We start from the raw sequence: 12,846 nt of genomic DNA, 5'->3' as shown, positions 1-12,846 counted from the left end.
GCTTAGGGTGTTGCTGTTGGGGATGGTGTTGCTGTTGGGGATGGTGACACTGTTGGAGTTGGTGACGCTGTTGGGGATGGTGACGCTGTTGGCGATGGTGACGCTGTTGGAGTTGGTGACGCTGTTGGAGTTGGTGACGCTGTTGGGGATGGCGTAGCTGTCGGGGATGGTGACGCTGTTGGGGATGGCGATGCTGTTGGGGATGGCGATGCTGTTGGGGATGGCGATGCTGTTGGGGATGGTGATGCTGTTGGGGATGGTGACGCTGTTGGGGATGGCGATGGCTTGGTTTGCTGATTAATAATTTTTTTCGCCTCTTGGTCTAGCTTTTGGCGGAGTGCCAAGTTAGCTATACCAGTTTCTTGTAGTTGATTTTTTTTCTGGTACTCTTTAACTAAAGCTTCTGTGCGATCGCTATAAAATTGATCACGGGGTAAGGGTGATTTAGGCTTGAGTACAGCATTTAAATTCCCTTGCAAAATTTGCATGATAGTAGCAGCAAAATCTTGAGTTTTTGGCCCGGCTATACCATCAACAGTCAGCTTATAACCTCTTTGAAATTCACTGATTGCTTTTTTCGTTTCCTCATCAGTGAGGGGAGTATTTGTCACTTTCACGTTGTAGCCTAGACCCCGCAATACAGAACGAAACTCTTGCGGTGTATAGTTACGTTGACGAGCTGCAAAAGTTGTATTAGAAATTACTACACTAGCAGTAACCAAACAAGCAGCACCGATGATCATGCTTGATTTTCCGAAACCACACCACATATTTCTCACTCCTTTAAATTAAATCAGCATTATAAACGTTAACAGAAAAATCTTAAAATCCTTTATACTTTTTTCGGAAAAATTCATCTTTTTTAATTAACACAATCAGACTGGATAAAATTTATCACTTAATATCAAGAATTATTTTTGTCTTCTATCTCCAGAAATAAATTCACTTACAGTTCAAGATAATTCTTGCTTCCTACTGCCAACCTTATAAACTGTTCTTTAGTTGGGTGTTGGCGGAACAATCAAGCTTGGGAAATACCTTGGTGCGTTGTTACACCACACCATACCCCTGATAATTGATAACTAACCAAAAATGTCGAATAAAAAAACATCAAGAAAGCAAAATTTATATTTTGAACGATTGATGGCAGCTGTTGCCACACTTAACCTCTGCTTAGTTTTGTTTAATTTAACTTATGTACCCTGGAGGAATTTATACTTACGTAATTTTCCCGAACTTACTCGGATATATGACCCAATTAAAGGTATTGAACCTCACAGAGAAACAAAAAATTATCTAACCACAGTCAGCGCACTAGAAGCACAAGTCAGTCAAACCGGCTTAAGATCACCACAGGCCAAAGCTAAATTAGACGAATTGAGCCGTTTAAGCAGCGAGATGATTGATAATAATCCATTCGCCGGTGCTAACAAAAGTGGTACATTAGAAAAAATCAAAAACCGAATGCGCGATCGCATCGGTAAAGAATCAGCAAAACAATCATTTGATACCTTTTGGAGTCAGCCATACTTATCTCAAAATGGTTGGCAAAAGGAAATGCTTTTCTTTAATGAACAAATTCGCCCTTTAATTGCCACTAACTACTATCGTCAAATTGATGAAAGTGGTGAATTTGTTGATTTATTTTGGCTAATTGATTTACCTTTTGTAATTTTATTTACTCTAGAATTGGCGATGCGTGCATTTTATATCAAGCGTCGCCATCCTATTTTTAGTTGGTTTAATGCTATCTTGTGGCGATGGTATGATATTTTTCTGTTGATCCCCTTCTGGCGATGGTTGCGAATTATTCCTGTCACCATACGTTTAGATCAAGCAAAACTAATAAATCTTCAACCATTCAATCGACAATTACACCAAACAGTAGTCGCTAACTTCGCCGAAGAAATCACAGAAGTTGTAGTGATTCGAGTCATCAACCAGATGCAGCTTTCTATTCAGCAGGGTGAGATTGTCCGTTGGCTATTACAGAAAGATAACTTACGCCCTTATATAGATATAAATGATATCAATGAAATTGAAGCGATCGCAGGTCTTTTAGTACAAACAATTGTTTATCAAGTATTACCAAAAATTCAACCAGAACTCACAGCCATTTTAGTCCACAACATCGACACAGTACTTCATCAAATCCCCCTTTCCCGTAACCTGCAACTAGTTCCTGGAGTCAGCAAGATCCAAACCCAACTGAGCGAACAACTAGCCACTCAACTTACAACCAATCTCTATAAAGCATTAGTCGGCGCGGTAGAAGATCCTGTAGGCGCGAAACTCACCAATCAACTCATAGAACGCTTCAGCCAAGCCCTAGGTACTGAAATCCAGAAACAGCAAGTCATTACTCAAATCCAAAGCTTACTTGTAGATTTCCTAGAAGAAGTCAAACTCAACTACGTCCAGCGTTTATCTCAAGAAGATATCGACCAAATCCTAGAACAAACCCAAAAACTCAAAACCCAACCACCTATTCAGCCAGTCGTCAAGCAAACCACTCTCCCAAAGATTAGGTATTAGATAGTAGAAGCAGGGGAGCAGAGGGCAGGGGAGCAGGGGGAGGAAGGCAAGGGAGACAAGCGAGACAAGCGAGACAAGCGAGACAAGGGAGACAAGGGAGACAAGGGAGACAAGGGAGATAAGGGAGCAGGGGGAGTAAAACTCTTCAATTTTGTAGGCGCAAGCCTTCTCTTCGAGACGCTACGCGTTCGCCAAAGGCGTTCTCGCAGAGTACCCGCAGGGTATTTTGAATTTTGAATTTTGAATTGATTAGCCCCATGCCCAATCACTATTGACTATTCAAGAAATGCGCTACACTCAAATGAGAGGCGAACCAATCAAGGTTCGTCACAAGACTTCTTGGAAGATATCCTTATCGCAGGAAGTGGGTTAATGCCCACTTTTTTTATTGGTTTCGGACATGGCTCATCCTCTAGTTCCACAGATTACAGAGTTAGCAGTACCAGTAGCAGAACAACTGGGACTGGAAATTGTTGGCATAGTCTTTCACACTAACCAAAGTCCACCAGTCTTGCGGGTAGATATCCGTAATCCCCTGCAAGATACTGGCTTAAATGATTGTGAAAAAATGAGCCGTGCGCTAGAAACTGCTTTAGATGCAACGGAGATGATTCCAGATGCCTATGTTTTGGAAGTCTCTAGTCCTGGAGTTTCACAGGAGTTAGTTACAGACAGGGAATTTATTTCCTTCAAAGGATTTCCTGTAATTGTCTCCACTTCTCCATCCTACGAAGGACAACAAGAATGGAATGGTCAACTTATCCGCCGCGATGAGACAAAAGTTTACTTAAATCAAAAAGGTCGTGTCATTCAAATACCTCGCTCCCTCATCACTAGGGTGCAATTAGATGAGCCACGATGACTGAGTAGTGAGGGACTAGGGACAGGGAACTAGGGACTAGGGACTAGAGGACTAGGGACTAGGGACTGGGGACTAGGGACTAGGGACTAGAGTACAAATTTGCTCTAATCCCAGTTCTTTAATGCTTAATTTTTATTCTTTTCCAATCCCCAATCCCCAATCCCCAATTTTTAAAGGAGATTGCTTATGTCAATGGTTAGTTTACCAGGATTAAAAGATTTAATAGAAAGTATTAGTCGTGAGCGTAATTTGCCCCGTTTGGCAGTGCAATCAGCGATTAGAGAAGCCCTGCTTAAAGGTTATGAACGTTACCGCCGCGCGCAAAACCTAGAACGTAAACAGTTTGAAGAAGATTACTTTGATAATTTTGAAGTTGAATTAGATATTGATGGAGAAGGGTTTCGCGTACTTTCTACAAAAACTATTGTAGAAGCCGTCAATAATTCGGATCATCAAATATCCTTAGATGAAGTGCAACAAGTAGCACCCGAAGCGCAATTGGGAGACTCTGTAGTTTTAGATGTTACCCCAGATCAAGGAGAATTTGGGCGGATGGCAGCGATGCAAACCAAGCAAGTGCTAGCGCAAAAGCTCCGAGATCAACAACGGCAAATGGTGCAAGAAGAATTTCAAGACTTAGAAAGCACCGTACTGCAAGCCAGAGTTCTGCGGTTTGAGCGTCAGTCAGTAATTTTGGCAGTCAGCAGTACCTTTGGGCAACCGGAGGTAGAAGCCGAACTACCAAAGCGGGAGCAATTACCCAACGATAACTATCGTGCCAATGCTACATTTAAGGTGTATCTCAAAAAAGTCTCACAAGGTCAGCAACGGGGGCCGCAACTACTTGTATCTCGTGCCGATGCTGGGTTGGTAGTTTATTTATTTGCCAACGAAGTGCCAGAAATTGAAGACGAAGTAGTGAGGATCGTCGCTGTAGCCAGAGAAGCCAATCCACCCTCTCGATATGTCGGCCCCAGGACTAAAATAGCTGTAGATACCTTAGATCGAGACGTAGACCCAGTTGGGGCTTGCATTGGTGCTAGGGGATCACGTATCCAGGTAGTAGTGAATGAATTACGCGGGGAGAAAATAGACGTAATTCGTTGGTCTCCAGACCCAGCCACATACATCGCCAATGCTTTGAGTCCAGCACGGGTAGACGAAGTCCGCTTGATGGATACTGAAACTCGGCAGACTCACGTTTTAGTAGCCGAAGATCAACTAAGTTTAGCCATAGGTAAAGAAGGACAGAATGTCAGGTTAGCAGCGCGGTTAACTGGCTGGAAAATCGACATTAAAGATAAAGCTAAATATGACCATGCCGGAGAAGATGCCAAATTTGCTGCGGCTCGCGCCCAATATACACCAGAGGAAGATGACACAGAGTTCGAGGAACAAGAGGATGAAGAAAATCAAATAGAAACAATGGTAGAAGATTTAGAGGATGAACCGTTTGACACCGATGACGAAGAGTGATTCATCAGCTGCAATAAAAGTTCTGGTAGGATTAATTTCAGTATCAGTCTTCATGATTACTTAAAAATTAGGCAACTTTGTATGAAGGGAGTTTGGTTAGACAAACTTTAATGATTACCAACAACATTTCTGTTAAATTCTCAGAATCCCGATGAAACCAAATTATCGGCGTTGTGTTAGTTGTCGCCAAGTAGGCTTAAAAGAAGAGTTTTGGAGGATTGTCCGTGTCTTCCCTTCGGGAAAGGTACAATTAAATCAGGGCATGGGGCGTTCAGCCTATATTTGCCCAAAACCAAGCTGTTTGCAAGCGGCTCAGAAAAAAAATAAACTAGGGCGATCGCTACGTGCATCAGTACCAGAAACACTGTACCAAACATTGTGGCAACATCTAGCCCTAAACAATCCCCAAAAAGAAATTTAGGTCTGAATTGTCCTGTGGTCTGTCATTCCTAGGGGAATTTAGCCAAAAGCCCAATTATCAGGGGTATCATACACCCTCTCCAATTGTTGGGCTTAGTGCCAAAATAGTAAATGGGTGTAGTTAGCAAACGGCTCTCCCAAAATAAAGAAGAGCAAAGCAGTACTCCCAACAAATTTTATTTAATTGTGTTGTGGAAGACTCAGAATCAACAAACCAAAAAACCACCGAATGGCAACCTGGTAGAGTTCAGGCGCAGTTCGGCATCACCAGCAACCAGAAAAATCTTTTCTTTAGAAAAAATTTATGGTTGTGGGATAACCACCCCAAAGGGTGGCGATGCCAAAATTAAACCGACACATCTCTCTTTCCTGATTGGAGGCACCGGCAAACACACCAAGGGCAACCTAAAAACAGTAATCGAAGGATGGAGATGTCACACTCCCAGGCAACCATCCGCAAAAAAACTGTAAATTAAAGGGGAAGAGTGGATGAACAACGGCAAAGTTAGAATCTACGAATTATCAAAGGAATTGAATTTGGATAACAAAGAGCTATTAGCAATTTGCGACCAGCTCAACATCGCGGTCAAAAGCCATAGCAGTACAATTTCAGAAACAGAGGCAGAAAATATCAGGGCGGCAGCTGAAAAATTACCAGCTACCCAAGGAACGCCCAAAAAAGAATTCCATACATCATCTCATAAACCCAATTCATCACCCACAGGGTCGCGCAACCAACCTGCTCAACCTCACAAACAAGAAATTTTGGAAATTCGTAAACCCAAAATATTGAAAAATCCTACTTCTCATGCCCCCGAAGCCGCAGTGGCTAACAATCATCAAATTGCTTCATCCGACGTGAATTCTCCAGCACCACCAAAGCCCTTTGCTACACCAGTCTCACCCATGAAGCCGACGGCTCCTACTCGACCTGTTCCCCGCAATCAATCGGAAACTTCTCAACCACCAGCTGCCCCAGCCACAGAGTCAGCCCCTAAAACAGCGACTCCTGAAAAAATTGCAGCTGAGAAACCAGAAAAGGTAATACCATCTAGAACCAAACCAGAAAAACCCCAAAAACCACAACTGGTAGCTCCCCCTGCTAGACCTGTAGCAGAAAAATTGGACGTGGTTCAACAGGTGAGTACTTCAGAAAAACCAATCCTCAAGCGTGAACGCCCACGGCGTGGAGAGGAGGATCGGGATCAACCCAGACCAAAAGTTTCTAAACCTACACAAGCAGAAACAACTCCAACTCCAGTACAAAAACAGCCCCGTTCCACTCCATCCCCAGGAAAATCGGAAAATCGCCCTCATCGACCAAGTAGTCCAAGCGGGGAAGGGCAGCGTCCTAGTAGACCCGCACGTCCGTCAGAAGCAGTGGCAGCAATGCCAGTGGCAACTCCGCCAAAACAAATGGCGGGAGTATCCAGCCGTGCAGAAGCTCCTAATGATAGAGTTACACCAGAACTGCTGGATTTAAAACGCCCCACACCACCCCGTCTAAATAAAGGTGGGAAAAAGTGGCAAGAAGAAGAAATCATTGACGAAATTAAAGAAAAACCCGGTAAAGCCGGAATCAAAGGTAAGCGTGTTAAGCCTATCGTTGAAGATGATTTTGAAGAAGATGATTTACTCGATGAAGACGGATTAGAAATACCAGCCACCGTTCAGGTGAGCCTTTCCATTGCTCGTCCTCCCAAACCCAAAGCAGCCCGACCTGCACAGCCTTCTGGTGCAGCTGTAATTAGTAGCCCCAACACCAGAAGTAAAAAGTTCGGCTCTCGTGATCAAAATCGTCGTCAGCCAGAAGTTGAGGTCAAACGTGAGCGGCCTACCAAACTGGTTGTCACAGGCCCGATGACGGTACAAGAACTAGCTGAAGCTTTAGTGGTAGCGGACACAGAGATTGTCAAAATCTTGTTCATGAAAGGCATGGCGGTGAGTATCACCCAAAATCTGGATATCCCGACCATTACCTTAGTTGGTAACGAACTAGAGGTAGAAACTGAAACCGCCGAACCAGAAGCAGAAGCCCGTAAAGTCACAGAAATGATTGATATCGGCGACTTGGAAAATCTCCATCGTCGTCCACCTGTAGTGACAATTATGGGTCACGTAGACCACGGTAAAACTACCTTACTTGACTCAATTCGCAAAACTAAGGTAGCAGCAGGGGAAGCAGGTGGGATTACCCAACATATCGGTGCATACCACGTAGACATTGAACATGAAGGTCAGCCACACCAGATAGTCTTCTTAGATACACCTGGTCACGAAGCCTTTACCGCTATGCGGGCTAGAGGAGCTAGGGTAACAGATATAGCAGTTTTAGTAGTGGCTGCTGATGACGGTGTACGTCCGCAAACAGTAGAAGCGATTAGCCATGCTCAAGCAGCAGAAGTACCGATTGTGGTAGCCATCAACAAAATTGATAAAGAAGGGGCGCAACCCGATCGCGTTAAGCAAGAACTGACCCAATATGGTTTAACACCAGAAGAATGGGGCGGTGAAACAATCATGGTGCCAGTGAGTGCTATTAAGGGAGAAAACCTGGATACACTCCTAGAGATGATTCTCTTAGTCGCAGAAGTTGGAGAACTATCTGCCAACCCAGATCGTTTAGCAAGGGGAACTGTCATCGAAGCGCATTTAGATAAAGCTAAAGGTGCAGTCGCTACCCTACTGATTCAAAACGGAACTCTCCACGTAGGAGATATGCTCGTCGCTGGTTCAGCCTTCGGTAAAGTCCGGGCTATGGTTGACGATCGCGGTAAACGAGTAGAAATTGCTTCTCCTTCCTTTGCCGTTGAGGTACTCGGTTTAAGCGATGTTCCCGCCGCAGGTGATGAATTTGAGGTATTCTCAAACGAGAAAGAAGCTAGAGCGATCGCCTCAGACCGTGCCGACAAACAACGCTTATCACGTCTACTACAAGGACGTGTCACCCTCACCACCCTATCGGCTCAAGCTCAAGAAGGCGAGTTGAAAGAACTCAACCTAATCCTGAAAGCCGACGTACAGGGTTCTGTAGAAGCAATTGTGGGATCACTCAAACAAATCCCCCAAAACGAAGTCCAAATTCGGATGCTATTAGCGACAGCCGGGGAAATCACTCAAACAGATATTGACCTCGCCGCAGCCAGTGGCGCAGTTATTATTGGCTTCAATACCACCTACGCCAGTGGAGCAAGACAAGCCGCCGATGAAGCCGGTGTAGATGTGCGCGAATACAACATCATCTACAAACTATTGGAAGATATCCAAGGTGCTTTAGAAGGTCTGTTAGAACCAGAGTTGGTAGAAGAACCCCTAGGCCAAACCGAAGTCCGGGCTGTCTTCCCAGTTGGTCGCGGTGCTGTTGCTGGTTGTTACGTTCAATCTGGTAAACTCGTCCGCAACTGTAAAGTACGGATACGTCGCGGCAACAAAGTAGTCTATGAAGGTGTCCTAGACTCCCTCAAACGGATGAAAGAAGATGCACGGGAAGTTAATGCTGGCTATGAATGTGGTGTAGGCATTGACAAGTTCCATGATTGGGCTGAAGGTGACATCATCGACGCGTACCAAATGGTTACTAAACGTCGTTCCTTAGCGTTAACAAGATAGTGGTGAGTCACCAGTTCTGAGTGCTGAATTACAGTCAGGAGTAAACAGTTGCAGAATTTCTCTCAACTGATAACTCTCAACTGGAACATCAACACTCAGAACTCAAAACTGCCAACTCAGGACTTTAATTATGCGCTCATTTCGTTCTGAACCTATTTTGTGGATTCATGTTGCTGGCTTGGCCACCCTACCTGTATTTTTACTGCTGTGCTTGTTGTTTTTGTCAGTAGGTCAGCCAGTATTACCAGTATGGGTGGAACTGTTGCTAGTCGCAGGAGTTGGTGTTATGCCCCTTTTGTGGATGCAGTTACGCCGACCCTTCTATATATTTGCCATTTTGGGAGTAGCTCTCAAACCAGAAAATTTGACTGAACAGCAAAGAAAAATTCTCTGTTTAATTAATACAAAGTTAAATCGGGTGCTGGCACTACTGACAGCAACAATATCAATTTTTATGTTGTGGCAACTCTACCAAGCAACTCCCCTGATGGCGAATATAGCTAGTTTTTTACCCCAATGGCGGAGTGTGGCATTATTGTTGGCTGGCTTAACTTTTTTGGCAAGTAATTTATTTTTGCTGATTCCAGTGAGTGTAGCACGAGTTTTAGTCACAAATGACACAGAATTTGCTGCTATAGAACCGTTACCTTTAGAGAAGATTAACCAGGATTTCACGATTTTAGGGGTGCGGGTTAATAAAATCTTGCCCCAGTTGACTGTTAAAGTTAAAACTGAGGAATAAGGGAATATGGCTAAAGTTCAATTTGCTCGTAATTCAGAAATTTGGCAAAATCTCCAATCAGCGATCGCAGCTAGTTCTGGTTTTCAACGCTGGCAACTAGAAAGCTACACTCAACTACAAGAACTGCGCCTAGAACAGCAGGTGCAGCGATATTTAAGGGAAACTTTAGAAACATTAGCTTATTAACAAAAAAATACCAACTAGTTTCAGAAACAATAGCAGGCAGTGAAAAGGGGATCTAGATAAATAGATCCCTTTTTTATTTTTTATTACGGATAAAGTCCAAAATTCTCATGTAGAGGCGTGATTATCGCGTCTGATAGAGCAATTATCTATACCAATCAACCGCATAGCCTCTGTGTCATACCAATTTTAGAAAAAAAATGAAACAGATGGGTACTGACATTTGCAGTAATCATTTTTAAAATTGGTATCACTGCAAGTTGAGGATAGTAACCCATCTCTTACCCGATTTTGACCCTCAATACCAATAATTTATGTATTTTCTTGCGAAACTTAGGTGCTGATTCCTGAGTCATCCGCTATAGTTTTGCATAAGCTTTGTAGCTAGATATCGGCTACATAACATCTATTCAAATAACCCACATTCAGCATTCCACATAGCTAAAAATGAAACATCAGGGATTAAATATACATTCAGCAAAAACCCTCTCCACAGGAATCATCGCTTTGTTAGTAGCCACTAACGGAGTCACCCTCATTTCTAGCCAAGTCAGTGCTAACCAACAACTAATTAACCCTAATCTCACAGCCCAAGTTCCCACAATTGCGCCTGTAATTTATGTCAACCCCACTACGGGAACAGATGCCGCCGGTGCTGGTAGTACAGCCGCCAGCCCATACAAAACCATTACCTACGCTCTGAGTCAGGCGCAAGCAGGTACTATTATTCAACTTGCACCGGGAAATTATAACAGTGAAACTGGAGAAAAATTTCCGTTGATAGTCAACCCAGGGGTAATACTGCGGGGTGATGAATCTACTAGAGGGCAAGGAATATTAATTACAGGTGGCGGCTTCTATACTAGTCGTACCTTTGCTAGACAAGACATAACAATTTTAGCTGGTGAAAATACAACAATAGCCGGTTTAACTGTTACCAACCCCAATCAACGGGGTACGGCTGTTTGGGTAGAATCAACTAATCCCACTATCAAAAACAACACCTTTACTAAAAGCGTCAGAGACGGCGTTTTCGTCACAGGTACAGGCAACCCCAAAATTGAAGGTAATATCTTTTTACAGAACACAGGTAATGGAGTTTCTGTAGCCAAATCTGCTCAAGGTGAAATTCGCAATAACTTATTTCAGGACACTGGTTTTGGTATAGCTATTGGGGGTACGTCTACACCTTTGGTAGTAGAAAACCAAATTGTAGAAAATCAAGACGGTTTGTTTATCTCAGAATCAGCCAAGCCCATCCTGCGTAAGAATGTCATTCAAAACAATAAACGGGATGGTGTTGTAGTTACCATTTCTGCCCAACCCGACTTGGGGACTAGCGAAAATCCTGGTGGTAATTTGATTCGTAATAACACTCGTTATGATGTCAATAACGCCACCAGAACAAATCGGATTTTGGCTGTGGGTAATGATATCGACCAGAAAAAGATTTTTGGTCAGGTAGATTTTGTGGCTGCTACTGTGGAACCACCCGGTTCTGGGACAGCGTTTAGAGATGTAGCTGCAAATTATTGGGCTAAAGGTTATATAGAAGCCTTAGCGGCACAAAATATTATTGCGGGCTTTCCTGATGGGACATTTAAACCCAATGACCCTGTCACCCGCGCCCAATTCGCCACCATCATCACCAAAGCTTTAACCCCACCAGTTAAACGGTCTGCAATTCAGTTTAGAGATGTCAGTAGTAATTTCTGGGCTTACGGTGCTATTCAAGCGGCATACCAGAGTGAATTTGTAGCTGGTTATCCTGATGGTACTTTCAAACCGCAGCAACAAATTCCTAGAGTCCAAGCTTTAGTAGCTCTAGCTAATGGACTAGGCTTAACAACTGATAATCAGAATATCATTTCTATTTATAGTGATGCTGCTCAGATCCCCAATTATGCACGTAGTTCAGTTGCGGCTGCAACCGCCAGGCAATTAGTCATTAACTATCCCAACGTTAACCAACTGAATCCCAATCGGGAAGCCACTAGGGCAGAAATTGCTGCCTTTGTGTATCAAGCTTTAGTTAACGCTGGACGCGCTCAACCACTGCCCTCATCCTACGTAGTTAGAGTTCCATAAGAGTTGATTTAAAAATTGCCAGTGTCATCATCAGTAAAAACTGATATGGCACTGGCAACGTTGTTTTTTTAAAGATTGGGGTCTTTAAATGGTTTGACCCCAGTTTATATTATGGGTTTATATTCAGGGTCTTTATATTCGCTGACCCCGTTTCAACAAATATAATTCTGCCAGAAATTTTTATTTTTCTTGATTTCCTAATATTTTTTTTATTTTTTCTGTCTTTATATTTCAAAATGTATCAAATTATCAACCATTACAAAATAAATCCTGAAGAAATAACTCAATAAGTATCCTATTGATGTTCTACAAGTTGTAAGCAATATTACCTAATTCTCTGCGCCCTCTGGGTTTAGCTTTGCTCCCCTTGTGGTTCAAATTAATTTTTTTTTGAATCAGCCTCAGTTTTAAGCAGGTTGATGTTAAAAATTGTCGTTGGGATAAGACAGGGAGCAGGGAGCAGGGAGCAGGGGGAAAAATGGTTTTAGTCTTGTTGACTTTTCTTGACACAGTTTGGTTTTATTGTGCGTACCTACTTATACCAATTCTCTATGAAGTTGCACCAAATATAATGATGTAGAGACGTTGCATGCAACGTCTCTACAGTCCAGAATAAAGCATATCTTCAATAAGAAACCGTATTACGCAATTTATCGACGTTGCCGGCGTTGCTCCCAACGCCAGAGAAAAATCATCAGTGCTACTATTCCTACTTGGAGAGCAAAGTTAGGTAAAGCAGTTTCAATATCTCTGCCGGCAAGTAGTTGAAAAAAGAAGACAAATGCACCGATAAAACCAGAAGCACCAACACCAAAATAAATAAATTGTCGCAAGCCGCGATAGGGTGATACCGCTTCAGCTTTCAGGCGCGCATATTTTTCTGAGTTCAGACGGTTTTTAGGATTTGGTTCTACCATAGGTAAATCATGCT

General features: G+C 43.1%; 11 protein-coding genes. 9 read left to right on the top strand and 2 right to left on the bottom strand.

Features of this window, described 5'->3' with window-relative positions; translation table 11 throughout:
* Nucleotides 1-2 precede the first annotated feature (2 nt).
* Nucleotides 3-770 (bottom strand): peptidoglycan-binding domain-containing protein, encoded by a 768-nt coding sequence (locus ACPZ3T_RS12530; RefSeq protein ID WP_490276687.1) that lies wholly within the window; start codon nt 768-770, stop codon nt 3-5.
* A gap of 322 nt (nt 771-1,092) precedes the next feature.
* On the opposite strand from ACPZ3T_RS12530, the gene ACPZ3T_RS12525 reads away from it, so the two are divergent.
* The 9 genes from ACPZ3T_RS12525 (at nt 1,093) to ACPZ3T_RS12485 (ending at nt 11,915) form a co-directional block, all read left to right on the top strand.
* Nucleotides 1,093-2,535: a hypothetical protein gene (locus ACPZ3T_RS12525; protein ID WP_490276686.1), complete on the top strand. Its 1,443-nt coding sequence runs from the start codon at nt 1,093-1,095 to the stop codon at nt 2,533-2,535.
* Between the two features lie 400 nt (nt 2,536-2,935).
* Entirely contained in the window at nt 2,936-3,397 is a 462-nt protein-coding gene (gene rimP / locus ACPZ3T_RS12520; protein WP_490276685.1) for a ribosome maturation factor RimP, read from the top strand.
* 186 nt (nt 3,398-3,583) lie between these two features.
* On the top strand, nt 3,584-4,873 hold the full coding sequence (gene nusA / locus ACPZ3T_RS12515; protein ID WP_490276684.1) for a transcription termination factor NusA: 1,290 nt from the start codon (nt 3,584-3,586) through the stop codon (nt 4,871-4,873).
* Between the two features lie 151 nt (nt 4,874-5,024).
* Nucleotides 5,025-5,294, top strand: a complete 270-nt coding sequence (locus tag ACPZ3T_RS12510; protein ID WP_490276683.1) for a YlxR family protein — start codon at nt 5,025-5,027, stop codon at nt 5,292-5,294.
* Between the two features lie 110 nt (nt 5,295-5,404).
* Nucleotides 5,405-5,764 (top strand): hypothetical protein, encoded by a 360-nt coding sequence (locus ACPZ3T_RS12505; RefSeq protein ID WP_490276682.1) that lies wholly within the window; start codon nt 5,405-5,407, stop codon nt 5,762-5,764.
* Between the two features lie 18 nt (nt 5,765-5,782).
* A complete protein-coding gene (infB, locus tag ACPZ3T_RS12500) occupies nt 5,783-8,902 on the top strand; it encodes a translation initiation factor IF-2 (protein WP_490276681.1) in 3,120 nt (1,039 codons plus the stop codon).
* A 130-nt stretch (nt 8,903-9,032) separates the two neighbouring features.
* Nucleotides 9,033-9,644 carry a low-complexity tail membrane protein gene (locus ACPZ3T_RS12495; RefSeq protein WP_490276680.1) on the top strand — a complete coding sequence of 204 codons (612 nt, stop codon included), beginning with the start codon at nt 9,033-9,035 and terminating at the stop codon, nt 9,642-9,644.
* Nucleotides 9,645-9,650: 6 nt separating this feature from the next.
* Nucleotides 9,651-9,830: a hypothetical protein gene (locus ACPZ3T_RS12490; RefSeq protein ID WP_490276679.1), complete on the top strand. Its 180-nt coding sequence runs from the start codon at nt 9,651-9,653 to the stop codon at nt 9,828-9,830.
* A gap of 444 nt (nt 9,831-10,274) precedes the next feature.
* Complete coding sequence (locus tag ACPZ3T_RS12485) at nt 10,275-11,915, top strand: DUF1565 domain-containing protein (RefSeq protein WP_490276678.1); 1,641 nt, start codon at nt 10,275-10,277, stop codon at nt 11,913-11,915.
* Between the two features lie 650 nt (nt 11,916-12,565).
* Here the strand turns inward: ACPZ3T_RS12485 and ACPZ3T_RS12480 are convergent.
* Complete coding sequence (locus tag ACPZ3T_RS12480) at nt 12,566-12,832, bottom strand: DUF3493 domain-containing protein (protein ID WP_490276677.1); 267 nt, start codon at nt 12,830-12,832, stop codon at nt 12,566-12,568.
* Between the last annotated feature and the right edge of the window lie 14 nt (nt 12,833-12,846).

The organism is Aliinostoc maniaoense (genome assembly GCF_058172895.1).
The sequence above is the reverse complement of the archived record's forward strand: the minus strand, read 5'-3'. Positions and strand labels throughout refer to the sequence as shown.

Coding starts and splice junctions, on each gene's coding strand:
- ACPZ3T_RS12530 (WP_490276687.1), bottom strand. CDS start 770: ATGTGGTGTGGTTTCGGAAAATCAAGCATGATCATCGGTGCTGCTTGT.
- ACPZ3T_RS12525 (WP_490276686.1), top strand. CDS start 1,093: ATGTCGAATAAAAAAACATCAAGAAAGCAAAATTTATATTTTGAACGA.
- rimP (WP_490276685.1), top strand. CDS start 2,936: ATGGCTCATCCTCTAGTTCCACAGATTACAGAGTTAGCAGTACCAGTA.
- nusA (WP_490276684.1), top strand. CDS start 3,584: ATGTCAATGGTTAGTTTACCAGGATTAAAAGATTTAATAGAAAGTATT.
- ACPZ3T_RS12510 (WP_490276683.1), top strand. CDS start 5,025: ATGAAACCAAATTATCGGCGTTGTGTTAGTTGTCGCCAAGTAGGCTTA.
- ACPZ3T_RS12505 (WP_490276682.1), top strand. CDS start 5,405: ATGGGTGTAGTTAGCAAACGGCTCTCCCAAAATAAAGAAGAGCAAAGC.
- infB (WP_490276681.1), top strand. CDS start 5,783: ATGAACAACGGCAAAGTTAGAATCTACGAATTATCAAAGGAATTGAAT.
- ACPZ3T_RS12495 (WP_490276680.1), top strand. CDS start 9,033: ATGCGCTCATTTCGTTCTGAACCTATTTTGTGGATTCATGTTGCTGGC.
- ACPZ3T_RS12490 (WP_490276679.1), top strand. CDS start 9,651: ATGGCTAAAGTTCAATTTGCTCGTAATTCAGAAATTTGGCAAAATCTC.
- ACPZ3T_RS12485 (WP_490276678.1), top strand. CDS start 10,275: ATGAAACATCAGGGATTAAATATACATTCAGCAAAAACCCTCTCCACA.
- ACPZ3T_RS12480 (WP_490276677.1), bottom strand. CDS start 12,832: ATGGTAGAACCAAATCCTAAAAACCGTCTGAACTCAGAAAAATATGCG.